The organism is Pseudomonas sp. OA65 (assembly GCF_017498305.1).
Classification (GTDB): Bacteria; Pseudomonadota; Gammaproteobacteria; order Pseudomonadales; family Pseudomonadaceae; genus Aquipseudomonas; species Aquipseudomonas zanjanensis.
In genome coordinates this window covers 233,093-256,814 of record NZ_JAGDEZ010000003.1, presented here as the reverse complement: position 1 = coordinate 256,814, position 23,722 = coordinate 233,093, and the positions used below count along the sequence as shown (strand labels likewise).

General features: G+C 60.6%; 25 protein-coding genes and 1 pseudogene. 11 read left to right on the top strand and 15 right to left on the bottom strand.

Annotation, left to right across the window (positions count from 1 at the left end; translation table 11 throughout):
* Window positions 1–21: 21 nt before the first annotated feature.
* Entirely contained in the window at window positions 22–2,769 is a 2,748-nt protein-coding gene (locus tag J3361_RS04115) for a cation-transporting P-type ATPase (protein WP_207962682.1), read from the top strand.
* A gap of 40 nt (window positions 2,770–2,809) precedes the next feature.
* Window positions 2,810–3,298 (top strand): hypothetical protein, encoded by a 489-nt coding sequence (locus tag J3361_RS04110; protein WP_207962680.1) that lies wholly within the window; start codon window positions 2,810–2,812, stop codon window positions 3,296–3,298.
* Window positions 3,299–3,409: 111 nt separating this feature from the next.
* Here J3361_RS04110 and J3361_RS04105 read toward each other — a convergent pair whose 3' ends face one another.
* The 6 genes from J3361_RS04105 to J3361_RS04080 form a co-directional block, all read right to left on the bottom strand.
* Window positions 3,410–3,697 carry a cyd operon YbgE family protein gene (locus J3361_RS04105; RefSeq protein WP_207962678.1) on the bottom strand — a complete coding sequence of 96 codons (288 nt, stop codon included), beginning with the start codon at window positions 3,695–3,697 and terminating at the stop codon, window positions 3,410–3,412.
* Window positions 3,694–3,816, bottom strand: a complete 123-nt coding sequence (gene cydX / locus J3361_RS04100; protein ID WP_003201151.1) for a cytochrome bd-I oxidase subunit CydX — start codon at window positions 3,814–3,816, stop codon at window positions 3,694–3,696. Before cydX ends, J3361_RS04105 begins: the two co-directional genes overlap by 4 nt.
* Before the next feature lie 23 nt (window positions 3,817–3,839).
* Window positions 3,840–4,976, bottom strand: coding sequence for a cytochrome d ubiquinol oxidase subunit II (gene cydB / locus J3361_RS04095; protein ID WP_207962676.1), 1,137 nt, complete (start codon window positions 4,974–4,976; stop codon window positions 3,840–3,842).
* Window positions 4,969–6,540 (bottom strand): cytochrome ubiquinol oxidase subunit I, encoded by a 1,572-nt coding sequence (locus J3361_RS04090; RefSeq protein ID WP_207962674.1) that lies wholly within the window; start codon window positions 6,538–6,540, stop codon window positions 4,969–4,971. Before J3361_RS04090 ends, cydB begins: the two co-directional genes overlap by 8 nt.
* The gene (gene cydP / locus J3361_RS04085) at window positions 6,537–6,713 is read right to left on the bottom strand and encodes a cytochrome oxidase putative small subunit CydP (protein ID WP_014338536.1); all 177 of its coding nucleotides are present in this window, start codon (window positions 6,711–6,713) and stop codon (window positions 6,537–6,539) included. Before cydP ends, J3361_RS04090 begins: the two co-directional genes overlap by 4 nt.
* 165 nt (window positions 6,714–6,878) lie before the next feature.
* Window positions 6,879–8,201 carry a sigma 54-interacting transcriptional regulator gene (locus tag J3361_RS04080; protein ID WP_207962672.1) on the bottom strand — a complete coding sequence of 441 codons (1,323 nt, stop codon included), beginning with the start codon at window positions 8,199–8,201 and terminating at the stop codon, window positions 6,879–6,881.
* Window positions 8,202–8,429: 228 nt separating this feature from the next.
* Between J3361_RS04080 and J3361_RS04075 the strand changes: the two genes are divergently transcribed.
* From J3361_RS04075 to J3361_RS04045, 7 genes are all read left to right on the top strand, one after another.
* Window positions 8,430–9,308: an MBL fold metallo-hydrolase gene (locus tag J3361_RS04075; protein WP_207962668.1), complete on the top strand. Its 879-nt coding sequence runs from the start codon at window positions 8,430–8,432 to the stop codon at window positions 9,306–9,308.
* Window positions 9,309–9,356: 48 nt separating this feature from the next.
* Window positions 9,357–11,027 carry a bifunctional protein tyrosine phosphatase family protein/NAD(P)/FAD-dependent oxidoreductase gene (locus J3361_RS04070; RefSeq protein ID WP_207962666.1) on the top strand — a complete coding sequence of 557 codons (1,671 nt, stop codon included), beginning with the start codon at window positions 9,357–9,359 and terminating at the stop codon, window positions 11,025–11,027.
* Between the two features lie 28 nt (window positions 11,028–11,055).
* Window positions 11,056–11,859 carry a sulfite exporter TauE/SafE family protein gene (locus J3361_RS04065; RefSeq protein ID WP_207962658.1) on the top strand — a complete coding sequence of 268 codons (804 nt, stop codon included), beginning with the start codon at window positions 11,056–11,058 and terminating at the stop codon, window positions 11,857–11,859.
* Between the two features lie 42 nt (window positions 11,860–11,901).
* Entirely contained in the window at window positions 11,902–12,336 is a 435-nt protein-coding gene (locus tag J3361_RS04060) for a YeeE/YedE family protein (RefSeq protein WP_207962656.1), read from the top strand.
* Between the two features lie 2 nt (window positions 12,337–12,338).
* Window positions 12,339–12,758, top strand: a complete 420-nt coding sequence (locus J3361_RS04055; RefSeq protein ID WP_039589687.1) for a DUF6691 family protein — start codon at window positions 12,339–12,341, stop codon at window positions 12,756–12,758.
* A gap of 13 nt (window positions 12,759–12,771) precedes the next feature.
* The gene (locus J3361_RS04050; protein ID WP_207962654.1) at window positions 12,772–12,960 is read left to right on the top strand and encodes a DUF2892 domain-containing protein; all 189 of its coding nucleotides are present in this window, start codon (window positions 12,772–12,774) and stop codon (window positions 12,958–12,960) included.
* Between the two features lie 95 nt (window positions 12,961–13,055).
* Window positions 13,056–14,135, top strand: a complete 1,080-nt coding sequence (locus J3361_RS04045; RefSeq protein ID WP_207962650.1) for an ArsO family NAD(P)H-dependent flavin-containing monooxygenase — start codon at window positions 13,056–13,058, stop codon at window positions 14,133–14,135.
* On the opposite strand, the gene J3361_RS04040 is transcribed toward J3361_RS04045, so the two are convergent.
* From J3361_RS04040 to J3361_RS04005, 8 genes are all read right to left on the bottom strand, one after another.
* Window positions 14,121–15,530, bottom strand: coding sequence for an ATP-binding protein (locus tag J3361_RS04040; RefSeq protein WP_207962648.1), 1,410 nt, complete (start codon window positions 15,528–15,530; stop codon window positions 14,121–14,123). The genes J3361_RS04045 and J3361_RS04040 overlap by 15 nt on opposite strands.
* Complete coding sequence (locus J3361_RS04035; RefSeq protein WP_207962646.1) at window positions 15,527–16,189, bottom strand: response regulator; 663 nt, start codon at window positions 16,187–16,189, stop codon at window positions 15,527–15,529. Before J3361_RS04035 ends, J3361_RS04040 begins: the two co-directional genes overlap by 4 nt.
* Window positions 16,190–16,200: 11 nt before the next feature.
* Window positions 16,201–16,845 carry a tetratricopeptide repeat protein gene (locus tag J3361_RS04030; RefSeq protein WP_207962644.1) on the bottom strand — a complete coding sequence of 215 codons (645 nt, stop codon included), beginning with the start codon at window positions 16,843–16,845 and terminating at the stop codon, window positions 16,201–16,203.
* Window positions 16,842–17,651, bottom strand: coding sequence for an SDR family oxidoreductase (locus tag J3361_RS04025; RefSeq protein ID WP_207962640.1), 810 nt, complete (start codon window positions 17,649–17,651; stop codon window positions 16,842–16,844). The genes J3361_RS04030 and J3361_RS04025 overlap by 4 nt, the downstream gene beginning before the upstream one ends.
* Entirely contained in the window at window positions 17,638–18,312 is a 675-nt protein-coding gene (locus tag J3361_RS04020) for an iron-containing redox enzyme family protein (RefSeq protein WP_207962638.1), read from the bottom strand. The genes J3361_RS04025 and J3361_RS04020 overlap by 14 nt, the downstream gene beginning before the upstream one ends.
* Window positions 18,309–19,790, bottom strand: a complete 1,482-nt coding sequence (locus J3361_RS04015) for an AMP-binding protein (protein WP_207962636.1) — start codon at window positions 19,788–19,790, stop codon at window positions 18,309–18,311. The genes J3361_RS04020 and J3361_RS04015 overlap by 4 nt, the downstream gene beginning before the upstream one ends.
* Window positions 19,780–20,457: a thermostable hemolysin gene (locus tag J3361_RS04010; protein ID WP_207962635.1), complete on the bottom strand. Its 678-nt coding sequence runs from the start codon at window positions 20,455–20,457 to the stop codon at window positions 19,780–19,782. The genes J3361_RS04015 and J3361_RS04010 overlap by 11 nt, the downstream gene beginning before the upstream one ends.
* A 110-nt stretch (window positions 20,458–20,567) precedes the next feature.
* Complete coding sequence (locus J3361_RS04005; RefSeq protein ID WP_207962633.1) at window positions 20,568–21,023, bottom strand: hypothetical protein; 456 nt, start codon at window positions 21,021–21,023, stop codon at window positions 20,568–20,570.
* A 254-nt stretch (window positions 21,024–21,277) separates the two neighbouring features.
* Here J3361_RS04005 and J3361_RS29435 point away from each other — a divergent pair.
* Both J3361_RS29435 and J3361_RS04000 read left to right on the top strand, forming a co-directional pair.
* Window positions 21,278–21,469 (top strand): annotated as a pseudogene (locus J3361_RS29435) (integrase); the annotation flags it as partial.
* Between the two features lie 176 nt (window positions 21,470–21,645).
* Window positions 21,646–22,383 carry an EthD domain-containing protein gene (locus J3361_RS04000; protein WP_207962632.1) on the top strand — a complete coding sequence of 246 codons (738 nt, stop codon included), beginning with the start codon at window positions 21,646–21,648 and terminating at the stop codon, window positions 22,381–22,383.
* Window positions 22,384–22,424: 41 nt separating this feature from the next.
* On the opposite strand, the gene J3361_RS03995 is transcribed toward J3361_RS04000, so the two are convergent.
* Window positions 22,425–23,558 (bottom strand): FAD-dependent oxidoreductase, encoded by a 1,134-nt coding sequence (locus J3361_RS03995; protein ID WP_207962631.1) that lies wholly within the window; start codon window positions 23,556–23,558, stop codon window positions 22,425–22,427.
* Between the last annotated feature and the right edge of the window lie 164 nt (window positions 23,559–23,722).

Genomic DNA, 23,722 nt, shown 5'->3' with positions numbered 1-23,722 from the left:
AGCGTTCCAGGAACCCGGCTGATGAACCGACCGATCGAGACGCCAGCGCAGCAACCGCTCATCGCCACGGACGTGGAGGCCTGGCACACGCTGTCCGCCGAGCAGGTACTCGAACGGCTGGGTGTCACCGAGCAAGCCGGGCTGGACGCTGCACAAGTCCAGGCCCGACTTGCCCGTAGCGGCTTCAATCGCCTGCCGGAATCTTCCCGAAGGCCGGCTTGGCGGCGATTCCTCCTGCAATTCCACAACATCCTGATCTATGTACTGCTCGGGTCGGCTGTGATCACCGCGATTCTGCAACACGTGTGGGATACGGCGGTCATTCTCGCCGTGGTGGTTGCCAACGCCATCATTGGTTATGTCCAGGAAGGCAAGGCCGAGAAAGCCATGGACGCCATCCGCGAAATGCTGGCTCCCCGGGCAACGGTGATTCGTGCCGGCGAACGCTTGGGCATCGCCGGCGAAGAACTGGTACCGGGCGACATCGTTTTGCTGGAGGCCGGCGACAAGGTTCCTGCGGATTTGCGCCTGCTGCATGCCAACCGTCTCCAGGTGCAGGAAGCCATCCTGACCGGTGAATCCGCCCCTGCGGAAAAACACACCGAAGCGGTACGCCTCGAAGCGCCTTTGGGCGATCGTGGGTGCATGGCTTTCAGCGGCACCCTCGTGACGTGCGGACAGGCCACCGGGATGGTCGTCGCCACCGCGACATCCACTGAAATCGGGCGGATCAGCAACCTGCTGGCAGACGTGGAGCCACTGACAACCCCGCTGATCCAGCAAATGGATGCCTTCGCACGCTGGCTGACCCTATTGATTTTGCTGATCGCTGGCCTGTTACTCGTTTATGGCCATTTTGTCGGGCACTACGTCTTCGCCGAGATATTCATGGTCGTGGTGGGTATGGCGGTCGCCGCCATCCCTGAAGGGCTGCCTGCGGTACTCACCATTACGCTGGCGGTGGGCGTCCGGGCGATGGCGCGGCGCAACGCCATCGTTCGTCGCTTGCCGGCCATCGAAACCCTGGGCTCGGTTTCGGTCATCTGCACGGACAAGACCGGCACACTCACACGCAACGAGATGATGGTGGTGTCGGTCATCACCCGTGACTTGGCTTTTACGGTCGACGGTGCGGGGTATCAGCCTTCGGGCAAGATGAACCTTGCCGATCAATTGATCGACACCGCCCATCACCCGGAACTGGCCGAATTGGGACGTGCGGCCAGCCTGTGCAATGACGCTAGGTTGAGGCAGCACGAAGAGACCTGGAAGGTCGAAGGCGATCCCATGGAAGGCGCATTGCAGGTGTTGGGTGCCAAGGCCGGCATCGACGGCGACGAAGCGCGAGGCACCTGGGCCCGCACCGATGCCATTCCGTTTGACGCCAAGCACCGCTTCATGGCGACGCTGCACCACAACCATGACCGGCAAGCCGCTATTTATGTCAAAGGCGCGCCGGAGCAGGTTCTGGCCATGTGCAAGCTACAGCGGGGCAACGACGGTACAACCGCCCCGCTCGATGCAGACTATTGGCAGGCGCAGGCCAATCTCATCGCCAGCAAAGGCCAGCGAGTGCTGGCGCTCGCCGTCAGGTCAGTCCCGCCCGAACACGTCATCCTGGAGTTTGCTGACGTGCAGGGCACGTTGACCCTGCTTGGCCTGGTCGGAATGATCGATCCTCCCCGCCCGGAGACGATCCAGGCGATCAAGCAATGCCAGACGGCAGGCATCGCAGTGAAAATGATTACCGGAGACCACGCCGGCACCGCCTCTGCCATCGGGCGCCAGATCGGCCTGCATAACCCGGACGAAGTGTTGACCGGCGCGGACCTGGACACCCTGGACGATGCGACACTCAAGGAGTCGCTCAAACGCGTGAACATCTTCGCTCGAACCAGCCCTGAACATAAACTCAGGTTGGTGACCCTGCTGCAATCGAACGGCATGACCGTGGCAATGACCGGCGACGGCGTCAACGACGCGCCCGCGCTCAAACGCGCAGATGCCGGCATCGCCATGGGTGGCAAAGGCAGCGAGGCCGCCAAGGAAGCGGCGGACGTGGTACTGGCGGATGATAACTTCGCCTCGATCGTGGCCGCGGTGCGTGAAGGACGGACGGTCTATGACAACATCAAGAAGGTGCTGAGTTGGACATTGCCAACCAACGCCGGCGAGACGATGACGCTCATCGTTGCGCTGCTGTTTGGCTTGACGTTGCCGGTCACGGCCATACAGATCCTGTGGATCAACCTGATTACCGCTATCACCCTGGGTATCGCGCTGGCGTTCGAACCGACCGAAGACAACACCATGCGCAGGCCGCCGCGCTCTAGGCAGGAGCCGCTGATAAACGGCGCGCTGGTCTGGCATATGGTGCTTGTCTCACTGCTTTTTCTCTGCGGGGTGTACGGCATTTTTTCCTATGCCCTGGACCGGGGCTATCCCGTGGAACTGGCCCGTACCTTGGCAGTGAACACCTTGGTCGTGATGGAGATTTTCCATCTGTTCTTCATCCGCAACCTATACGGCACGTCGCTGACCTGGAAAGCCATTCGCGGGACCAAGGTGGTATGGGCGACCGTCGCGGTGGTGACCGTCGCCCAGTTCGCCATCACCTACGCGCCACCGCTGCAAGCCGTGTTTGCCACCCAAGCCGTCCCCTTCATCGACGGCCTGCTGATCATCGGGGTGGGCATTGCGCTGTTCGCCATCATCGAGATTGAAAAACAACTTCGACTGCGTTTAACCGAGTCCGATCGTCAACCGTGACGACTCCCCCCGCCCACCCACGCCGCAAGGATTACCAACCATGAACGCATCCAGATTCGCCGCCCTCGCTTTGACGGCGGTGCTTTTCCCCACGCTGACCTTTGCCCAGCAAGACGTCGACGCCGCCAAGCCGGCGCCGCAGTCGATGAGCGTTGAGCAATTTGACCAGGATATGGCTAAGGCCCAGGAAAACCTGAAAAAAATGCAAGAACAGATGACCCAGATCCAGAACACCAGCGACCCGGCGCAACGCCAGAAACTCATGCAAGAACACCAGGCCACGATGCGGCAAAGCATGCAGATGATGAATGGGATGATGGGGTGTTGCGGCGGCGGCATGATGGGCGGCCACATGAAGGGAAACGGCTCGATGATGGGTTGGAAGCAGATGGGTAGCCACTATTCCCGAATGACGCCTGAACAGATGAAGCAGCACCAGTACATGATGGACCGAAACATGGGCATGCAACAGATGATGATGGTGCAGATGATGCAGCATCAGCAGAATATGGGTACGCCAGCGCCCTAGACCTGTCTCCCAGGGCCGCGCCTGATTTCCAAGTGTTGCCCACCCCCACCTGCCGCGTCGGCAGGTGAGGTTTTCGACAACCGTGCAGTCATCGCGGGCGTGTCATCAGCCTCAGTGCAAGAACTTCAACCCGCCGGCAAGCGCAAGCGCCGCCAGGCAGGTCCAGCCCGAAAACATCCTTCGCCAGACAAGCCTGCGCGGAATGAACCCCACCCCTCTGACAAAGGCCACGCTCATGGCGATGAACAATGCCGTTGCCAGCGCATGGTCGGCCTTTCCGTCCGGCGCCGTCATCAGTGGCGGGTAGAGCGTACAGGCCAGCATGATCGTCACCGCGACGGCCAGGCTCACCCGATGCAGCCGTGACGAGGGCTGGACCTCGGCGACATCCGGCGTCATGGCTGCGCCTCGTCACGATCGCTCATGGCTCGACCGGCCTCGTTCTCACCCCACATTGCATTGAGTATCGCCAGCAGCAGTGCGAAACCGACTCCCAGCATCCAGGCGAAATACCACATATTGCTTTACTCCTCTGTCGACACTAGTACGCCGAATGTTCGTTGGCCTTGATCTGGGTGGCCGTGACCTTGCCGCGCATGACGCGATACGCCCAAGCGGTATAGATCACGATTAATGGCATGAAGAACAACGTGGCCCAGAACATGATGGCCAGGCTCAGGTGACTGGAAACACTGTCCCACACGGTCAGGCTGGCCGCTGGCATCGATGACGACGGCATGACAAAGGGGAACATCGATACCCCTGCCGTACTGATGACGCCCACCACTCCAAGCGATGACGCGACGAACGCGCACAGGGTACGGCGCCTCATCAGCAACAGCGCCGCAGCGGCTGCGCCGGCCAGTCCAAGCGCGGGCAACAGCCACAGCCAAGGATAGCGACCATAGTTGGCCATCCAGGCCCCCGCCTCCCTCACGACCGACTTGCCGAGAATGTCTGGCAACCCGCCGGTATCGACGAGCGAGGTGATGCGATAGCCCTCGATCCATTGCAGCCAGATGCCCGCTACGACAAACGAACACACCAGCACGATGGCAGCGCCTATCGCGCCTTTTATCGCCCGGGACTGAATGCCACCCTCCGTGCGATGGGCCAGGTACGCGCCCCCTTGCAGGGTAATCATGGCGCTGCTGACCACGCCGGTCAGCAGCGCGAAGGGGTTAAGCAATTGCCAGAAGCTGCCGGTGTACGTTGACACCAGGTATTCATTGAAGTGAAACGGTACGCCCTGCAACAAGTTGCCAAACGCGATGCCGAACACCAGCGGCGGCACGGCCCCACCCACGAACAGCCCCCAGTCCCAGGTACTGCGCCACACCGGATGGTGGATCTTGCTGCGGTAGTCGAAACCCACCGGGCGGAAGAACAACGCCCAGAGCACCAGGATCATCGCCCAATAGAATCCGCTGAACGCCGTGGCATAGACCACCGGCCATGCGGCGAACAAAGCGCCGCCGGCGGTGATGAACCAGACCTGATTGCCATCCCAATGCGGCCCCACGGTGTTGATCACGACACGCCGTTCCATGTCATTGCGCCCCACGAACGGCAGCAGCGTGCCGACGCCCATGTCGTGGCCGTCCATGATGGCGAAACCTATGAGCAGGACGCCGACCAGCGCCCACCAGATGATCTTGAGCGTGAAGTAATCAAGCATGGTGAAGCTCCTTCAACTTGGCGTCGTGGACATAACGACCGGTACCGAGGCTACCGGGCCCCTGGCGGGCGAACTTGACCATCAGGAACATTTCCACCGCCAGCAGCACGGTGTAGAAAACCACGAACCCAGCCAGGGAGCCGTACAGGTTATCGACGCTGAGGGTGGAAACGCTCATGTGGGTCGGCAACACACCGTAGATGGTCCAGGGTTGGCGACCGTATTCCGCCACGAACCAGCCCAGCTCGCAGGCGAGCCATGGCGCAGGCAGCATCAACAATGCGCAGCGCAACAACCCGCGAGGATGCGCGCCGCTCGACTTCAAGGTGCTCCAGAAGGCCAGCCCGAAAAGCACGAGCATGGCAAAGCCCAGGCCAACCATGATCCGGAACCCCCAGAACATCGGGGTCACGCGCGGTACGGTATCGTTCACTGCCTTGTCGATGATGGCCGGCGTGGCCTGGTTGACATCCTCGACGTACTTTTTAAGCAGCAGGCCAAAGCCCAGATCGGCCTTGTACGCTTCGAAGGTATCGAACGCGGCCTTATCGGTGCGATCGGCGCGCAGCGCTTCAAGCGCATTGACGGCAGTAATGCCCCGCAGGATGCGTGCGCGATTTTTCGCCTTGATGTCATGGATGCCGGGAATCTGCTTGCTGACCGAGCGCGTGCCGATCAAGCCCATCACCCACGGCACATCGAGTTCCCAGTTATTCCTGGACTCGGCTTCATTGATGCTGGCCACCAGGGTCAAGCCCGCCGGCGCCGGTTTGGTTTCCCACATGGCTTCCATGGCCGCCAGCTTGGTTTGCTGCGCCTCGCCCACCGTGTAACCCGACTCATCCCCCAGCACGATGACACTCAGCACCGAGGCCAGGCCGAAGGCGGCCGCCACCCGAAAACTACGCTTGGCAAACTCGACATCACGTCCCTTGAGCAAATACCAACTGGAAATCGACAGCACAAACATCGAGCCGGTGACATAACCGGCAGACACCGTGTGGACAAACTTGGCCTGGGCCACCGGGTTGAAAACCACGGCCCAGAAATCCACCATTTCCATGCGCATGGTGATGTAACTGAATTCAGAACCCACCGGGTTCTGCATCCAGCCATTGGCAATCAGGATCCACAGCGCCGACAGGTTTGTGCCAATGGCCATCAGCAGCGTGACCAGCAAATGATGTTCTTTCTTCAGGCGATCCCAACCGAAAAAGAACAAGCCGATCATGGTCGATTCAAGAAAGAACGCCATCAGGCCCTCGATGGCCAGCGGGGCCCCGAAAATGTCCCCGACGTAGTGCGAGTAGTACGCCCAGTTGGTGCCGAACTGAAACTCCAGGGTGATGCCGGTGGTTACGCCCAAGGCGAAGTTGATACCGAACAACTTGCCCCAGAAGCGAGTCATGTCTTTCCAGATGACATTGCCGGTCATCACGTAGACGCTTTCCATGATGACCAGCAGCCACACCATCCCCACGGTGAGCGGTACAAATAGAAAGTGGTACAGCGCAGTGGCTGCGAATTGCAGCCGTGACAAATCCACCAGTTGTTCTGAGATCACTTGCTTGCCCCTTGAGCCGAGGTGGGTACGCCGAACCTGTCACTGATGGTGTTCGAGTCGACGCTGACGCGCGAATCCTTGATGAACAGCCACCACAGCACGGTCAGCACGACCAGTTTGATCAGCACTGCTGTGAGCAGATGACGACGCAGTCGTTTATCGGAAATAGTCATGGGACAAGCATTAGCACGGCTCATGCCAATGCTTTGATTCATTTTTTATACTTATAAAACAATAGATTAGGGATAGACACCGAAGCTCATCGCCTGGTTTGGGGAGAGTAGAGCCTGCCAAACTGCCAGAGATTGGCAGTCATTGGCAGTCGCGGCCGATGGCTCTCAGGCCAAGCCTTGTTCCTTCAACCGCCGGTATAACGTGCGTTCACTCACGCCCAGATGTTTGGCCAGTTCGCTGCGGGTGCCCTTGAACGTGGCCACGACCTGTTCCAGGTCCTTGCTATCGTGCCCAGGCGTCAAGGCCGGGAGTAACAACGACGTCGGAATCGGCGGCAGATGCAAGGAATGGATGACGCCGTCGTCGGCAAACAGCGCGGCTCTTTCCAGGACATTGCGCAGCTCGCGGATATTGCCCGGCCAGGCAAACCGCTGCAATTGCAGCAGCGCCTCGGGATCGATGGTCAGTCGACGCTTACCAATGCCGGAGCGTTGCAGGAATGAATCCACCAGCAAGCCGATGTCTTCAAGGCGATGCCGCAAGGGCGGTAAATGAATGGGAAAAACGCTGATGCGGTAGTACAAGTCCTGCCTGAACTCGCCTTTCTCAAGCATTTTTTCCAAGGGCTTATGGGTCGCGGCCACCAGCCGGAAATCGGCGTGCAGGGTTTCCACACTGCCGACACGGCGATAGGTTCCCGACTCGATCAATCGCAACAGTTTCACCTGCATGGCCAGGGGAACGTCGCCTATCTCATCGAGAAACAGCGTACCGCCCTGGGCTGTCTCCACCAGGCCTGCCTTGCGCACGGAGGCGCCAGTAAAGGCCCCTTTCTCGTGGCCGAACAGTTCGCTCTCGAACAAGGTTTCGGTCAAGCCGGAGCAATCCACCACGACAAAAGGCCCCAGGGCCCGCTCACTGGTTTCGTGGACGGCGCGGGCAAACAGCTCCTTGCCGGTGCCGGATTCTCCCAGCAGCAGGACCGGCAACATCGAGGGCGCTACCCGCTGCAGTTCCGCCAGTGCCTGGTTAAAGGCTGGCGAGCTGCCCACCAACCCCTCATTGCTGGGCCGGGCCGATGCGCTACGCACCAGGGTCAGACGCTCCACATAAGCGGTGATGGCGCCAAGCTCATTGAGGATCGGGCGCAACTCCACATCGACATGTTCCGGTCCGCGCGGGGTGTGGTGGATGTGCAAGACCCTGTCCGGACTGCGCATTTCCCTGGCCTTTTTCATCGGACAGTTCTCGCCGGCCTGGTCACAGGGCACATCGTAGTGGTGGGAAATCCGATAACACTTATGGCCAATGAACGGTTTGTCGGCGCTGCCGAATTGACGCAGGTAAGCGGTGTTCGCCGCCAGGATGTTGTAATCCGGATCGAGGACGATCATCGGCTGGGGCTCGTGCTCCAGGAACGAGACCAGGGACTGTATCTGGTCTGGATGCGGAAGCAGGTCTTGGGTAGGCGGCAGGCTGTGGGTCATCGCGGCTCCAGTGAGTGCGTCCAGCAAGGGTGGCACTGCCACTATGCCAACAAACGCTGCCATTGGCAGTGAAATTGTCTGGAGCGAGTGACGTGCTTTGCCGACACCTATTAATTTAAATCAATAAAATCATGATGTTATCAATTCAAACGGTTCCCTCAATCGACATGGCAACCTTCTTGCTGTGTCTGTCCTTCAAGCGGCCGAGCGCCCCGAAGGAGACCGTTCATGAGCATAAAACCCCACGTCGAAGGTTTTTTCGATCCGCAGACCCACACTGTCAGCTATCTGCTGCTGGACGAAGCGACCCGCCAGTGCGCGTTGATCGACAGCGTCCTGGATTACGACCCCAAATCAGGCCGAACCGCAACCACCTCGGCCGACAAGCTGATGGCCAGGGTGGTCGAACTGGAGGCGAAGGTCGAATGGATTCTTGAAACCCACGTCCACGCCGACCACCTCACCGCCGCGCCGTACCTGAAGGAAAAACTCGGCGGCAAGATAGGGATCGGCAGCCAGATTGCGACGGTACAAAAAGTCTTTGGCTCGCTGTTCAACGTCGGTGGAGAGATGCCCCGCGATGGCAGTCAGTTCGATCATCTGTTCGTCAATGACGAGTCGTTTACGCTCGGAACGCTGCAATGCCGTGCGCTCCATACACCGGGCCACACGCCCGCCTGCATGACCTATGTCATCAGCGACGGCCAGGAAACGGCGGCATTCGTTGGCGACACCTTGTTCATGCCCGACTACGGCACTGCACGGTGTGACTTCCCCGGTGGCAATGCGCACACCTTGTTCCGGTCCATCAACAAGGTGTTGAGCCTGCCGGCCAACACGCTTCTCTATACCTGTCACGATTACCAACCCGGTGGCCGTGAGGTGCAATTTTCCAGCACCGTCGCCGAGCAACGTGCCGACAATGTCCACGTCCGTAACGGCATCAGTGAAGAAGCGTTCGTGGCGATGCGCACCCAGCGCGATGCCTCGCTGGACATGCCAACGCTCATCCTGCCGTCGGTCCAGGTCAACATGCGCGCCGGGCATTTCCCGGAGCCGGAATCGAACGGCACGTGCTACCTGAAAATTCCGCTCAACCGGCTCTGACAAAACACCCGCCCCTAATAAGAAAAAACCGCCATCACGGAGACAGTCATGGACATCCGCCACCTTGCGTCCGGCCTCTCGATCTCAGGGCAGATTCACCCCGACCAAATGAGTGAGATCAAAACCAGCGGCTTTCGCGCCATCATCTGCAACCGCCCCGATGGTGAAGGCAGCGATCAACCTTTGTTTGCCGACATCCAGCGTGCGGCGCAAGCCATGGGCATCGAGGCGCACTATCTTGCCGCGGAGTCCGGCAAGGTGACCGATGAGCAAGGCGTTGCCTTCGGTAAATTGTTCGAGTCCTTGCCCAAGCCCGTGTTGGCGTATTGCCGCTCCGGCATGCGCTCGACGACGATGTGGGCACTGTCCCAGGCCGGCCGGCAGCCCTTGCCACAGATTGTCGAAGCCGCCAGCAAAGCCGGTTTCGACATGAAAGGCGTCATTCGCAGAATTGCCAACGAGGGACGCACCCCTGTCGGCGTGGCCGAAGCCCGACATGCCGTGGTCATTGTCGGCGGCGGCGCGGCGGGCATCGCGGCGGCTTCGAGTCTATTGGCACGCGAGCCGGGGCTGGACATTGCCATTATCGACCCGGCGGATGTGCATTATTACCAGCCCGGCTGGACGCTCGTCGGCGGCGGCGTGTTCGAGGCGCAGCAAACCGCCCACACGATGGGCACGACCATTCCCCGGGGCGTGCATTGGATAAAAGCGGCTGTGGCGGCTTTCGAGCCTGAAAACGACGCCGTGATTCTCGATGGATGCCGGGTGGTCCGCTACGAGCAGTTGATCGTATGCCCGGGCCTCAAACTGGATTGGCATGCCATAGAAGGCTTACCGCAGACACTGGGGCGCAACGGCGTCACCTCGAACTATCTGTACCACCTGGCCCCCTACACCTGGGAACAGGTGCAGCAACTGCGCAGTGGCCGGGCCATCTTCACGCAGCCTCCCATGCCGATCAAATGCGCCGGGGCCCCTCAAAAAGCCATGTACCTGTGCGCCGACCACTGGCGACGCCAAGGAGTACTCGGCGATATCGAGATCGACTTCTGCAGCGCCGGGGCAGTCCTGTTCGGCGTCCCCGACTACGTCCCGGCCCTGATGGAATACGTGCGCGCCTATGGGATCGACCTGAATTTCGGCAGTACGCTGACGTCGGTCGATGGACCGGCACAGACAGCGACTTTCAGGTGCGTCAAGACCGATGGCAGTACTCACCTGGTGACGCACGACTTCGACCTGCTGCATGTCGTGCCCCCTCAGGTGGCGCCGGATTTTATCCGCGTAAGCCCTCTGACCGACGGGGCGGGCTGGATCGATGTCGACCCCGACAGCTTGCGGCATAAAACCTGGGCGAATATTCACGCACTGGGCGATGCGACCAACACCGGCAACGCCAAAACCGCCGCGGCGGCGCGCAAGCAGGCACCCGTGGTCGCCCATAATGTGCTGGCGGCCATGGGCAAGGCCAAGGGCAGCGCCCATTACGACGGCTACGGTTCCTGCCCGCTGACCGTGGAACGGGGCAAGGTCGTGCTCGCGGAATTCACCTATGGCGGCAAGCTCGCCCCCAGCTTCCCGTCCTGGCTGATCGACGGTACCCGGCCTTCGAGACTCGCCTGGCTACTTAAAGAGCGGATTCTTCCACCGCTGTACTGGAAAGCCATGCTCAAGGGCCGTGAATGGCTGGCAAAACCTGAACTGGCGGACCTATGAAATCAAACCTCTGCTCCAGGAGACCGAGATGATTACCGTCCTGGTACTGGGCTTTGCGGTGGGCGTGATCCTGGCGCTGACCGGGGCCGGCGGCGGCATACTTGCCGTCCCGTTCCTGGTTTTTGGCGTGGGCTTGAGCATGGCCGAAGCCGGGCCCATTGGTTTGCTGGCGGTGGGCCTGGCCGCCACCCTGGGCGCCGTGATGGGCCTGCGCAACGGCATCGTGCGCTACAAGGCCGCACTGCTGACGGCCAGTGCGGGGGTCATTTGCTCGCCGCTGGGCCTTTGGTTGGCGCAGCGCACACCCAACCGTCCGTTGACGATCCTGTTTGCCTTGTTGCTCGTGTACGTGGCGTTTCGGGCATTGCAAAAAACACTGCCCTCTCGTGTCGGGGCCAAGGCATCCACCCCACGCAAGCCGCCGCCCTGTGTCCTGGACGAACATCGCGGCAAGCTGAACTGGACCGGCCCTTGTGCGTGGGCCCTCACGGCTTCGGGCGTGGTCGCCGGGGTGCTTTCCGGGCTGCTCGGGGTGGGCGGTGGTTTCGTCATGGTTCCGGCGCTCCAGCGCTACACCAATTTGACCACCCAGTCGGTGCTCGCCACGTCGCTGACCGTCATCGCTTTGGTTTCCATGTCAGGGGTGCTGGCGAGTTCGGCGATGGGCCATCTGCAATGGCCAATAGCGTTGCCCTTTTCCATAGGTGCGATCATCGGCATGCTCGGCGGGCGCCTGGTTGCTGCCAGGTTGCCGGAACCTTATCTGCAAAGAGGCTTCGCCCTGGTGTCGACGCTGGTAGCGGCCGCCCTGCTGGTAAAGGTCTTGGGTTGAATCACCGGGTGGAATATCAACGATGTATAGCGGAGAACGCTGATGAATATTGACTGGCTCAACTTTACGCCGTGGTCATCCCTTGCCGGCGGTATGTTGATCGGCTTGGCGGCCAGCCTGTTCGTGGTTGCCAACGGCCGGATCGCCGGCATCAGTGGGCTGATCGGCAGCCTGCTGCAGCGCGGCAGCGAAGGCCTGGGCGAGAAGGCCGTGTTTCTCCTGGGCCTGCTGGTCGCACCGCTGTTATGGGGCGTGTTTGCCACCTTGCCGCCGATCGAGTTCCAGAACGGCTGGTTCGGCCTCGCTGCCGCCGGCCTGTTGGTGGGGATCGGCACTCGTTACGGTTCGGGCTGCACCAGTGGTCATGGCGTGTGCGGCCTATCGCGCCTTTCACCGCGTTCGATGGTCGCCACGGCGTGTTTCATGCTCAGCGGTTTCGTCACGGTATTTGTCCTGCGTCACGTGATGGGGGTTTGAACATGCGCAAACTGACGGCATTCGTCGCCGGCCTGCTCTTTGGCTTCGGGCTGCTCCTGGCAGGCATGGCCAACCCAAAAAAAGTACTGGGCTTCCTGGACTTGGCCGGCACTTGGGATCCGTCCCTGGCGCTGGTGATGATCGGGGCGATTGGCACCGCCATCGTCCCCCTGGCCTGGGCGCGCCAACAGACTCATGCGCTGCTGGGCAGCCCCATGCAGTTGCCGGTCAAGCGTGAACTGGACCCACGCCTGATTGGCGGCAGCCTGGTGTTTGGTATCGGCTGGGGCATCGCCGGCATCTGCCCTGGCCCCGCCGTGGCCATCCTGCTGACCGGACACTGGCAAGCCTTTGTGTTCATGCTGGCCATGTTGGCGGGCATGTTGTTGTTCACCGCGCTGGAAACCCGGCGCGTCCATTGATCCGGAGATTGCCATGAAAGCCAACATTGGAACCATTGACCGGGGCGCACGTATTGCCGCGGGGCTTGCCCTCATCATCCTGAGCCTGACGGGCTTGATCGGCCCGTGGGGCTGGATTGGCCTGGTGCCATTGGCCACCGGTTTCATGCGTTTCTGTCCGATCTATTCGCTGTTGGGTATCAAGACCTGCAAACGTTGCTGAGGCGTGCAACGGCCCTTCTCCTGGAACGGCCGTTGACCCTGCAAGCCGCCCTCGGAGTCTTGCAACAGACGCCCTCGACCCAAGGAGACACTGCCATGCCCTGCCCACAGCCCGATACGTATGATGTTGTCATCATCGGTGGGGGCCAGGCCGGTCTGGCGGTGGCCTATTTCCTGCGGCGCACGCCCCTCTCGTTCGTCATTCTCGACGCCCAGGAAGAACCCGGAGGTGCCTGGCGCCATGGCTGGAATTCGCTACGACTGTTTTCCCCGGCGACCTGGAGCTCGATCCCCGGCTGGATGATGCCCCCCGCACAGGAGGGCTATCCGTCGCGAGACCATGTGATCGATTACCTCAAGCACTATGAGCAGCGCTATGAATTTCCGATAGTGCGGCCAGTGCAGGTCTCTCGTGTGGAGCGGACAGAAACGGGCATGCGCGTCCATGCTCCGGACAGGCAATGGGATGCACGGGTCGTGGTCAGCGCAACGGGCACTTGGAGCAACCCCTACATCCCCGACTACCCCGGTGCGGCGACGTTTACCGGCCAGCAAGTGCATTCGGCGGACTATGTCGAGGCCTCCCCTTTCGCCGGCAAGAACGTCCTGGTGGTGGGCGGCGGCAATTCAGGGGCGCAGATTCTGGCCGAGGTGTCGAAAGTCGCCGAGACCACTTGGGTCACGCCCGTCGAGCCGCTGTTCCTTCCCGACGACGTCGACGGACGCGTGTTGTTCGAACGTGCCACCGAACGCTGGAAGGCCCAGCAGGAAGGTCGTGTCATCGACCAGCCCGTGGGCGGGCTGGGCGACATCGTCATGGTGCCACCGGTGGTCGAGGCCCGTGAACGCAACGTCCTTCAGTCCGTCAGGCCTTTCGAGCGCTTTACCCGCAACGGTGTGATCTGGACCGACGGCCGCGAATCGGCGGTGGACGTGGTGATCTGGTGCACCGGATTCAGGCCTGCCTTGCAGCACCTGGAGGCGCTTGGAGTGCTCAATAACGAAGGCCGCGTGGTGGTCGAGGGCACCCGCTCGATGCAAGAGCCGAGGTTGTGGCTGGTCGGCTACGGCGAGTGGACGGGGTCGGCTTCCGCTACCCTGATTGGCGTCACACGCACGGCTCGCAGCACCGCCAACGAAATCGCCGCGTTTCTCAGTGGTTCATCCTCGGCTTGAAACTGCCATGGCAGAGGCTTGGCAGGCGTTGGCGCCGCTTATTTCCAGGGTCGCGCATAACCCGCCTTCGGGACGATTCGCCAAACGGATCTGCCCACCCAGGCGATCCGCGATAGTGCGCACGATGGTCAGGCCCAACCCCGCACCCTGGTCATTGCCACGGCTGTAGAAACGTTCGAATAGCCGTTCACGCTCGGCCTCGTCGATGCCCGGTCCCTGGTCTTCGACGGATAGCTCGTAGTGATCGTTTTTTCTGACCAGGCGTACGGTAATCGTGCCATTGGCAGGAGAAAAATTGGCCGCGTTGGTCACCAGGTTGTTCAAGGCAATATCGATGGCCACGGGATCGATTCGAACCAGGCCGAGATCATCGCTGACGTCCAGCACCGGCTCGAGTCCTTTGCTCAACAACCAGGGCGTCATCTGTACCAGGCTCGCGCGAACCGTGGCGGCCAGGTCGATAAGGACAGGTGCCTCGGCAGCCACCTGCGGTTCAAGCCGTGCCATGGTCAGCAATTGATTGACCAGGCGGGCGGTGCGATCGACACCGGCGAGCAGATGCGCCAGAGACTCGCGACGACTTTGCTCACTTCCCGCCTCCATCAAGTTCTGCGCATGCACCCGCAGCACCGCCAACGGCGTACGCATTTCGTGGGCAGCGTCGGCGATGAAACGCCGCTCGCGGCCCATGACCTCCTGAATCTGCGCCAACACCCGGTTGAGCGCCGCCTGCATGGGTTCAAGCTCCGTGGGGAGCGGCATCAATTGCAAAGGCTCCAGGGAGCCCGGATGCCTGGCGCGCAACTTCGCCGCCATATCGACCAGAGGCTTGAGGCCCCAGCCGATGGCCAGCCAGATCACCACAGCCAGTATCACGCTGCCGATCAGGTTGGGCACGACGGTATGACGGACAATACGATCCACCAGATCGGCCCGCACGTCGTCGCGCTCACCGACCCAGATCTTCAGGCCGTATTGCTCATCGTCGAGGACGAACGCCCGCCACTTGCGGCCCTTCTGGTCCACGATATCACTGAAACCGGGCGCTTCTGGCGGCGAGGTGAAGGACGGCGCGCTGGCCGTATGAACCAACACCGCTCCCTGTGAATTCCAGACCTGGAACGCAATCTTGCTTTCGTACGGATGACCGTCGACTTTGGGCACCGCTTGGCCCAATGTCGAATTGAACGCCTGGTACAGTTCGGCGTGCTCCTTGCTCGCCATCGGCATGCGCATGACGCCTTGCAACAGGCGGGCATTTTGCGCCAACTGGGCGTCGTAGACTTCGGCAATTTCATGGTTGCTGTCATGCAGGTTGAACACGGTGATGATCAACAGGCCAAGGAACAGCAGGCCGAGAATCAACGTGAGGGTACGCCGCCGGATCGAACTCATCGCCCCTCCTCCACCAGGTAACCGACACCACGAATGGTACGGATCAGGTCGCTGGAGAATTTCTTGCGCAAGTGATGGATGTGCACTTCCAGCGTATTGCTCTCAGCCTCTTCGCTCCAGCCGTAGAGCAACTGCATCAGATGATCGCGGGTCATGACCCGGCCCGGCGGCGAGAGCAGTTCGTGAAGCAACTGATACTCCTTGGGCGTCAAGGCAACCGGCCTGCCCTGGTAACTGACTTGTTGGGTGCCAGGGTTCAGGCTGATGCCGACATGTTCGATCAACGCCTGACCGCGCCCGGCACTGCGGCGCAACAAGGCCCGTAGCCGGGCCTTGAGCTCCGCCAGGTCGAAGGGTTTGATCAGGTAATCATCGGCACCGGCGTCCAACCCGGCAATGCGATCCTCAGTCGCGTCCCGCGCGGTGAGGATCAATACCGGCAGGTTGGCGCCGCTGTCGCGCAAGCGACGCAGAACCTGCAGTCCGTCCATACGGGGCAAGCCAAGGTCCAGCACCGCCAGGTCGAACGCTTCACTGAGCAGCGAATGCAGGCCGCTGCTGCCGTCCTGGACCCAGTCGACGGTATAGCCCTCGCGGACCAGCGCCTGACGGATGCCTTCGCCCAAGGCCACATCATCTTCGATCAGTAATAAACGCACACGCGCTCCGGTCAGTTCAGTTGCTTGTTCACTTGCACCAGTAAAGCGTCGATCTCTTTGCGGCGACCGGCATCGGCCGTTTCGCGGCCCAGCCGCGGGGCAGCCTGCAAGGCTTTTTGCAGCGCTGCCTTGGCTTCGTTGTAACGTTTCTGACGGTAGAGGTGATCACCCCAAAAGTACAGGCTGTCGATGCCGTTCGGGTTGAGCTGCAAGGCTTGTTCGAGCATTTGCCCGGCCTTGTCTGAATCACCGAAACCCAAGGGCCAGCCCGGCACCCGGTCATAAAGTGCGCCGAGGCTGGTGTAGGCCGAACCTTGCAGGGCCTTGGGGTCAAGGGCCAGGGCTTTTTCCAGGTCGCTCCTGGCCTCCTTGACCTTGCCCAGCGCACCGATCCCACCCTTGGCCCCGGCCCAACTGCTGTTGACGATGCCGGACCAGATCCACGCTTCGGCCACCGATTGGCGCTCCTGCTTGAATGCCGAGGCCTGGGCGGCGAGTTTTTCGAACGCATCGGCGCGTTGGCCTTCGGGCAATTGATATTGAATATGGGCCCAGTTCTGCTGGATGTCGCTGAGACGTTGCTGGTCGGCTGCGTCCAACGCCCAGGCGCCTTGACTCAAGATGCCGACCAACAGGCAAGCGAGGAATTTTTTCATGGCTTGAGGTGCTCGTTTTCGGGTTTGTGACTGAGTCGGCGCACCAGTGGCAAATGCTTGCGCAGGCCACGGTCCACCAGGTTGGGCAGCAGGCTGTTGAGGCCGACGAAAAAGCGCTCAGGCCAGCCAAGGTACAGCTCGCGACGGTCGCCGATGATCGCGTGGATCACCGCTGACGCGACGGTTTCCGGGTCGTCGACGTTGGCCTTGAGCGCCTGATTGAGCGCATCGGCCGCTGGGCTGTTCATCGACGTGCGGGTCGCCCTGGGCGCCACGTAAAGCACGCCGACGCGGGTATCGGCCAACTCCCGGCGCAACGCTTCGGAAAAACCGCGCAAGGCAAACTTGCTGGCGCAGTAGCCGGCGTAGCCTGGATAGCCGATCGATCCATAGGTCGAACCGACGTTGACCACCATGGCGTTGTCAGCTTGCTTGAGCAGCGGTAGCAACAGTTTGGTCAGGCAGATCGGCGCGCTGATGTTCAGCGCCAGCATCGCGTTGATCTCGCTGTCGTCGAGTTGCTCAAGCATGGCGAAGTGATTTACGCCGGCGGCATTTATCAACAAGTTGATGCCGCCGATGGCTTCGGCGGCGGCCAGCACCTTGCGTCGATCGGCCAGGAACGTCAGGTCGGCGCCGATCCAACAGAGGTGCTGCGGGTAGCGCTCGATCAACGGCTGCAAGGCTTCGCGATGCCTGGCCACAGCCAGTACCCGCGCGCCGCTGGCGCATAGCGCGGTTGCGATGGCCAGGCCAATACCGCCACTGGCGCCGGTCAGCACGACACGCGCATCACATAGGCGCATGTTCAGGCTCCCCGTTGCGTGGCAGGCCGCGGAACATGTCGGTGTACAACCGGTACACCACTTTGGAGGCGTGGATGACCGCCGCCTGGTCCGCCGGATCGTCCAGCCTGTTCATCAGGCCGCGATAAGTCTGCATGTGCTCGATATCCAGGGAACCGTGGGAGCTGAGATAGCTGAATGCGCTCGCCGGCAGATCGAGGTGTTGGCGGATACTGTCGGCGGCATGGGTCGCCAAGGCGATGCTGGTGCCCTCGAGCACATTGACCATCCCGAACAGACCCACCGGGTTGCCTCGGGCAATCAGGTCATAGAGGTAACTGACCATCAGCTCGATGGGCAACGATGGCTGGCCGTTGCGCACCGAGTCCTTGTCACCGCCGCAGGCGGCGATGTCATCCAGTACCCATTGCTCGTGGCCGTACTCTTCGTCGATGTATTCGCACACGGCCTTGCGTAGCCATTCCAGGCGCGTGGGCAGGCGCGCCCCGCACGCCATCATCAACGGTACGGTGTGGCACACATGGTAATAAGCCTGGATCAGGAAGCTGCGGTAGCTTTCCAGGCTGACTTGGCCCTCAAGGGCGTCCCGGATGATCGGCAGGTTGAACAGCGTCTGGCGTTCGTGATGTGTCGCTTCTTGCAGGGTGTCGAAAAAACTCATGATGGGGATTCCTCGGACAGAACGGGATCGGTGAGCAGCGTCCGGTACTGCTCGACAATGGCCTCGCGGCGCGGACGGCCGTTGGCGGTGAGCAGGCCGTTGGCGGCGGTAAAGGGTTGCTCCAGGCGGGTCCAGCAATGGACCTGGGCGTAATCGGGCAGCGTGTCATTGACTTTCGCCACCGCCAGCGCAAGCGCCTCGTCGGAGCACTCGGCACGGCTGGGCCAAAGCAGCGCATGGTTGTGAGGCATGGCTTCGCCATAAATGAAGGCCTGGGCGATGTCAGCGCCCTGGGTGAGTTCGGCTTCAACCCATTCGGGGTTCACGTTGCGGCCAAAGCTGGTCACGAATTGGTGTTTCTTGCGACCGCGCAAGTAAAGGAAACCGTCTTCGTCGAACTCACCCAAGTCACCGCTGGGCCACCATTCGCCGGTGTGCACGGGTTCACCCAGATAACCAAGCAGGCTCGAACCCTTGATCAGGACTTCACCATCCTCGGCGAGGCGCACCTCCACATGGGGCAGCGGCTGGCCGACGCTACCGGCCCGATGGACCTGTGGCCGGTTGAGGCAGACCACCGAGGCGCATTCCGACAGTCCGTAGCCTTCAAACACTGGCAGCCCCAGGCGCTGGGCCCGTTGCAACAAATCGTGGGACACCCGTGCACCGCCGACGGCGGCGAAGCGGACGGTGTGCGGGTTGAACAGCTTCTGTTCAGCGGCCGTGACCAGCATCAATAGCAGTTGCGGCACCAAGATCAGGCTATGCGCTCGGCGCTCGGCCAAGCATCCAAGCAACCGTATAGGATCGACCCCGCTGGCGCCCTGAATGCCGAGTTTTTGTTGGCTGGGCAGGCTCAGCATTGCACCGGCATAAAGCGCGGCATAACAGCCAAGGTTCTCCAGCAGAACGGCCAGTGGCAGCAACGCCAGGTGATGCCTGGCCTCAACGGGCTGACTGGCCTGTTCGAGTTCGCGGGCCACACGCAATAGACTGTCGGCGCTTAGGCAAACACCTTTCGGCGTGCCGGTGGTACCAGAAGTGAACGTCAGCTTGGCCGTGCCCGCCGGCAAACGGCTCGGGCCGTTGAAATGCCGCCGCCAGAATTCGCCGCTGTGCTGGTATCCGGCCGCTTGCAGTTCGGCGTCGAACGCCGGCCCGGCGATCACTCGCTCGGCCTGGCTTTGCTCCAGGCAATGGCGACGTTGAGCCTGGCTGAAAAAACCGGGCAGGTAGACGCTGGTCAGTCCTTCGAACAGCGTCGCCAGATCCCAGAGGATGGCGTCGATGCCATTGTCCAGGGCCAGGGCGACGACTTGAACGCCCTCTTCGCGAAGACGTTGCTGGCGGTAGACCACTTCAGAGTAAAGTGTCGCGTAATCGAGCTGCGAACCATCGCCCCACAACGCAATGGCGTGCCCTCGCCGCTGCGCATGCCCGCGCAAGGTGTCCTTGAACCGCTGCATTTCAGGCGACATGGCTGCACTCTCCGAGGTTCGTTGGCAGCCCCAGGCGGTTGAACAGACCGGTATTGCGCAGATGGATAAAGCCGGCGCGAATGTTGCCGACGTGGACCCACGGCTGGTTTTCGTAATAGCGGCCCCAGAGGTGACGCTCTTCACCGAGGCGCTGCGGATCGGCGGGACACAAGGTGACGGGTTTGAGACCCAGGCGATGAAAGCTGTTGACCAGGCCGACATTGCCGGTAAACGCGACCCACTCCAGGCCACCCATGGCCAGCAGATAAGTGATCGCGATGATGCTCAACCGGGCGCTGCCGGTGTCGCAGGCGGCCAGGTTGCCCACCTCGACGATGCCGGCACGGTCCACCGGGCGGGCGGCCGCGACGCTGATCAACGGTTCGATGGGCTCATCCAGATAACGCTCGAGAAACAGCGTCCCCTGGGCGGCGCGGCGCACCCCCGCCACGGCGCAGAGCGTGCCGTGCGCATCATCGAGCCCGAACAGCTCCGGCATGAAATGCCGGATATCAGCACCGTGGACCTGGCGAAAACGTTGCTGGATAAACGCTTCGAACTCAGCGCGCCGGGGATGCCCCAGCAGCCCCCGGTGCAAATGGCGGAGCGGTTGGCCAACGTCGCCGAAGGCCAGTGGCAAGTGAATGTTCCAATCGAAATCGGGCATGAGCCGACGGTCTCCCCAGGGTTGTTGGGGAGAAGTATCGAACCCGTTTCTTAATGAAGTCTGAAGATGGAATACCTACCAGCAGGCACGTTGTGCATCTAGCGTCCGACTTACCGTACCTGGTACAGCACAGCAGCCCCTGGCTTGGGCTCGAAAGCCGGCACAGTGCGCTGCTCAAGTGGCATACCCTTGGCATCCCAAACCAAGGTGTCCGATGGATACTCGTCCTTGCGGGTCATGGCGTCGATCTGCTTGGCGATCACCTCCGAGCTTGCAGGCACCTCGGGGTTCCATTCGAATACACCGACTCGACCGTAGAACACAGCCGGCGCGTCGACATCGAGACGACGATCGGGACACATCACCAAGCCGCGGTCAAGCATAACCCGCAACGCGCCGACCGGTACGGCGTTCACCGTGGGCGTGGTGCGCTCGGCGCTGTGGCCTGGGCAGACATTGGCGGAGCGAGTAACCATGTCCTCGACCACTTGACGATCGGACTGAGCCTGCGCCGAAAAGACAACGGCAGACAAGGCGAGCACCACAAGATTTGACTTCCAGAGCACGCGAAACCTCCTATGGAAAAAATACTCCAACGTTTCAGACCGCCCCCAATAGTAAGAACCCTACTAAGAACCGTCCGCTGCCAAGGGCATTCTTGAAGACTACCAAGACATTCGTTTGTTCCACTTGCTGGTTGATAATCCCTAGTTCCGACTACCGCCATTCATCTGCATGAATCATAAACAAGGCATTCACGAATGCAATCCGTCTGAAGCTTCGCTTCTACCCTCATGTTTTTTTCATACGCCGTCGCAGCGCGCACTTGCATACCTCAAACCATCTATCCACTCGTCAATGCGCTCGTATCGTCAAAGGCAGGGTGAAAACCATTGGCCTTGATCCAGCCATGCATCGCACTCGCAAAATGAGACGTACGCAGGCCTCGCCTATCCATCGCAGGACGAAAAGCCTGCGAGCGATTCATCTGCCCAGTCATACGAAGCTGGAGAGATTGAGGCTTCGAGCATGTTATTGCGCGATACCTACCAGCACGAATACCGATTGGTTTGTGGGACAAACCTAGCCTTATATTTTGGTGTTGAAAAACAATCAGATGAATAACAACCGCACGAAGTGCACTTAAGGTTCAAGACCCGTTAACCCTGCCAAAGCGAGAACGCGCTCATGATAAAAATTCTAGCCGCTGTACGCAGAAAACCCGGAATGACGCATGCCGAGTTTTTAAACTATGTGGAGCACACCCACGGAGCAATCGCTAAAGCCAAACCGTTAAGCGTCAAACGGTACGTGCAGAACCATGTCATCGACGCGGCTTTCGGGGTTGACACCGACAGCGCCTATGCACAGTCCTTTCACAAAGACTCAATTACAGAGTTGTTTTTCGAAGACGTGCCAGGTTTGATTCGCACTTTCAGCGATCCCTATACCCAGCAAACCACCGGCCCTGATGCAAAGAACTTCGCCGACCTTTCCGAGCAGCTCGCTCAATTGATGGATGAAGAAGTAAAGACTTCCAACGTCACTAAAGCCCCCCTCCAATGGAAGGCGATGATCCTGCTGAAGAAGAATCCAGCCATGGCGCTCGATCATTTCTTCAGCGCTTGGGACGCCGCTCACGAGACTATTACCCGCGAACAGCCCGACTTCCAGAATGCCTTGCGTCGGTATGTTCGCTCCCGGTATATACCCGAGGGTGACAAGGTGACGGCCTATTTTGGGCCAAACATCGCCGTATACGAAGGTGCCTCTAGCCTTTGGTTTGAAAATGAAGCGGATTTTTCGACCTTTCGACAGTATCAGCGTGCGCTGTTTCAAAAACTTGCCGATGACGGCGTGGCGCTGACATCGGCGTCTTTTTTCGCTTACGTCAAAGAAGTCGTTATTTTCGATCACTGCGCATAGAGGCCTGCATCGCGGCCCTCCAACTGAAGGGTCGCGATCGCTCAGATAGGCTCAGCCAACGTCGCAGTAGACTCGCGCATGATCTGCGCATGCTCTTCCTTGTCCCCACCACTTTTCTCTATCTCGCACAGCCGTGCGGAGTTCTCGACCACGAGTTGGCAACGCTCCCAGCGCCGCGTTTCGAACCGGCTCAGGGCCGTCGGTAGATTGCTATTGCCGAGCAACTCTTCGGCAAGCACGATGGCGCTCTCAATACCGATGCCAGCTCCGGAGGCCAGATGCGGCGTGGTGGCATGCACCGTGTCGCCGATCAACACGATACGGCCCTTGTGCCAGGGCAACGGCACCAACAGATTGGACAGCGGACGATAGTCGATATTGGCGCCCGCCTCGTGCAGTTGTGGCACCAGCGTTTGCAGGATCGGGGCTGGGAACTCACTCAGCAGGCGCGCCATTTCACCCGGCCAACTGGCCGGATCGATCCACTCGGAAAACTCGCGGTTTTCCATGAGGAACATGTACATGTGCGTTTCGGAGATCGGATTGACGCCAACCTTGGTGCGGCCCAGCCAATGAGTGGGGCGCACGATTTCCGGTGGACGCTTCAGCACCGCGCGCCAGACGCTCTGATGAATGGGTCTTGGCGAAGGCGCTTGCGGGAAAAAGTCCTTTCGCGTGCGCGAATGCACGCCATCAGCGGCGACGACCAGGTCATAGCGTTCAGTGGTCCCGTCGGTGAAAGACACCTCAATGCCATCGTCATGCTCGAAGATGCTGTCGTAGGTGATGCCCAGGCGCACACGGGTCCCCACTTCCCGCGTCCTGTCGGCAAATATTCGAGCCAGTACCGGGCGCAGGATGCCGCCGCCACAGGGAATCGGTTTATCGCTGACCGGCGGTCGAAGGGCCAATTGCACGATCAGGTCACCGGCCGGTGAAAACACATCGAAATTGGTCGACAGGTACCCTTCCCCGGCGACCCTTTCCAGAATCCCAACCGTATCAAGCGCTCGTAGCGTGGGCCCACTGAGCGTAATCCCCGCCCCCAAAGGACACCACAATGGATCGATTTCGACGAGGTCCACTTCGACGCCCTGGCGGGCGAGCTGGATAGCCGCGGTCATACCGGAGAACCCTCCACCGATCACCAGGACCTTGCTGACTGCTGCAATCATCACGCTCTCCTAATTATTCTTATTCACTCGGGCAGACATTGCATGGCGCACCGACGAGCTCTGCGGCGCTATCGCGTCAATGCCGCAGGAACATGGAATGCCGACGGAAAATGCCGGATCAGCCACGAGACTATCGAATCGGATATCAGCGCTGAAATCGCTTT

What these genes read in the sequence shown, in the direction of transcription:
- J3361_RS04015 (WP_207962636.1), bottom strand. Translation starts at nt 19,790, where the DNA reads ATGTCGCCTGAAATGCAGCGGTTCAAGGACACCTTGCGCGGGCATGCG.
- J3361_RS04000 (WP_207962632.1), top strand. Translation starts at nt 21,646, where the DNA reads ATGATAAAAATTCTAGCCGCTGTACGCAGAAAACCCGGAATGACGCAT.
- J3361_RS04065 (WP_207962658.1), top strand. Translation starts at nt 11,056, where the DNA reads ATGATTACCGTCCTGGTACTGGGCTTTGCGGTGGGCGTGATCCTGGCG.
- cydP (WP_014338536.1), bottom strand. Translation starts at nt 6,713, where the DNA reads ATGACTATTTCCGATAAACGACTGCGTCGTCATCTGCTCACAGCAGTG.
- J3361_RS04070 (WP_207962666.1), top strand. Translation starts at nt 9,357, where the DNA reads ATGGACATCCGCCACCTTGCGTCCGGCCTCTCGATCTCAGGGCAGATT.
- cydB (WP_207962676.1), bottom strand. Translation starts at nt 4,976, where the DNA reads ATGCTTGATTACTTCACGCTCAAGATCATCTGGTGGGCGCTGGTCGGC.
- J3361_RS04115 (WP_207962682.1), top strand. Translation starts at nt 22, where the DNA reads ATGAACCGACCGATCGAGACGCCAGCGCAGCAACCGCTCATCGCCACG.
- J3361_RS04050 (WP_207962654.1), top strand. Translation starts at nt 12,772, where the DNA reads ATGAAAGCCAACATTGGAACCATTGACCGGGGCGCACGTATTGCCGCG.
- J3361_RS04025 (WP_207962640.1), bottom strand. Translation starts at nt 17,651, where the DNA reads ATGCGCCTATGTGATGCGCGTGTCGTGCTGACCGGCGCCAGTGGCGGT.
- J3361_RS04040 (WP_207962648.1), bottom strand. Translation starts at nt 15,530, where the DNA reads ATGAGTTCGATCCGGCGGCGTACCCTCACGTTGATTCTCGGCCTGCTG.
- cydX (WP_003201151.1), bottom strand. Translation starts at nt 3,816, where the DNA reads ATGTGGTATTTCGCCTGGATGCTGGGAGTCGGTTTCGCACTGCTGCTG.
- J3361_RS04030 (WP_207962644.1), bottom strand. Translation starts at nt 16,845, where the DNA reads ATGAAAAAATTCCTCGCTTGCCTGTTGGTCGGCATCTTGAGTCAAGGC.
- J3361_RS04045 (WP_207962650.1), top strand. Translation starts at nt 13,056, where the DNA reads ATGCCCTGCCCACAGCCCGATACGTATGATGTTGTCATCATCGGTGGG.
- J3361_RS04075 (WP_207962668.1), top strand. Translation starts at nt 8,430, where the DNA reads ATGAGCATAAAACCCCACGTCGAAGGTTTTTTCGATCCGCAGACCCAC.
- J3361_RS03995 (WP_207962631.1), bottom strand. Translation starts at nt 23,558, where the DNA reads ATGATTGCAGCAGTCAGCAAGGTCCTGGTGATCGGTGGAGGGTTCTCC.
- J3361_RS04105 (WP_207962678.1), bottom strand. Translation starts at nt 3,697, where the DNA reads ATGACGCCGGATGTCGCCGAGGTCCAGCCCTCGTCACGGCTGCATCGG.
- J3361_RS04080 (WP_207962672.1), bottom strand. Translation starts at nt 8,201, where the DNA reads ATGACCCACAGCCTGCCGCCTACCCAAGACCTGCTTCCGCATCCAGAC.
- J3361_RS04110 (WP_207962680.1), top strand. Translation starts at nt 2,810, where the DNA reads ATGAACGCATCCAGATTCGCCGCCCTCGCTTTGACGGCGGTGCTTTTC.
- J3361_RS04055 (WP_039589687.1), top strand. Translation starts at nt 12,339, where the DNA reads ATGCGCAAACTGACGGCATTCGTCGCCGGCCTGCTCTTTGGCTTCGGG.
- J3361_RS04010 (WP_207962635.1), bottom strand. Translation starts at nt 20,457, where the DNA reads ATGCCCGATTTCGATTGGAACATTCACTTGCCACTGGCCTTCGGCGAC.
- J3361_RS04060 (WP_207962656.1), top strand. Translation starts at nt 11,902, where the DNA reads ATGAATATTGACTGGCTCAACTTTACGCCGTGGTCATCCCTTGCCGGC.
- J3361_RS04020 (WP_207962638.1), bottom strand. Translation starts at nt 18,312, where the DNA reads ATGAGTTTTTTCGACACCCTGCAAGAAGCGACACATCACGAACGCCAG.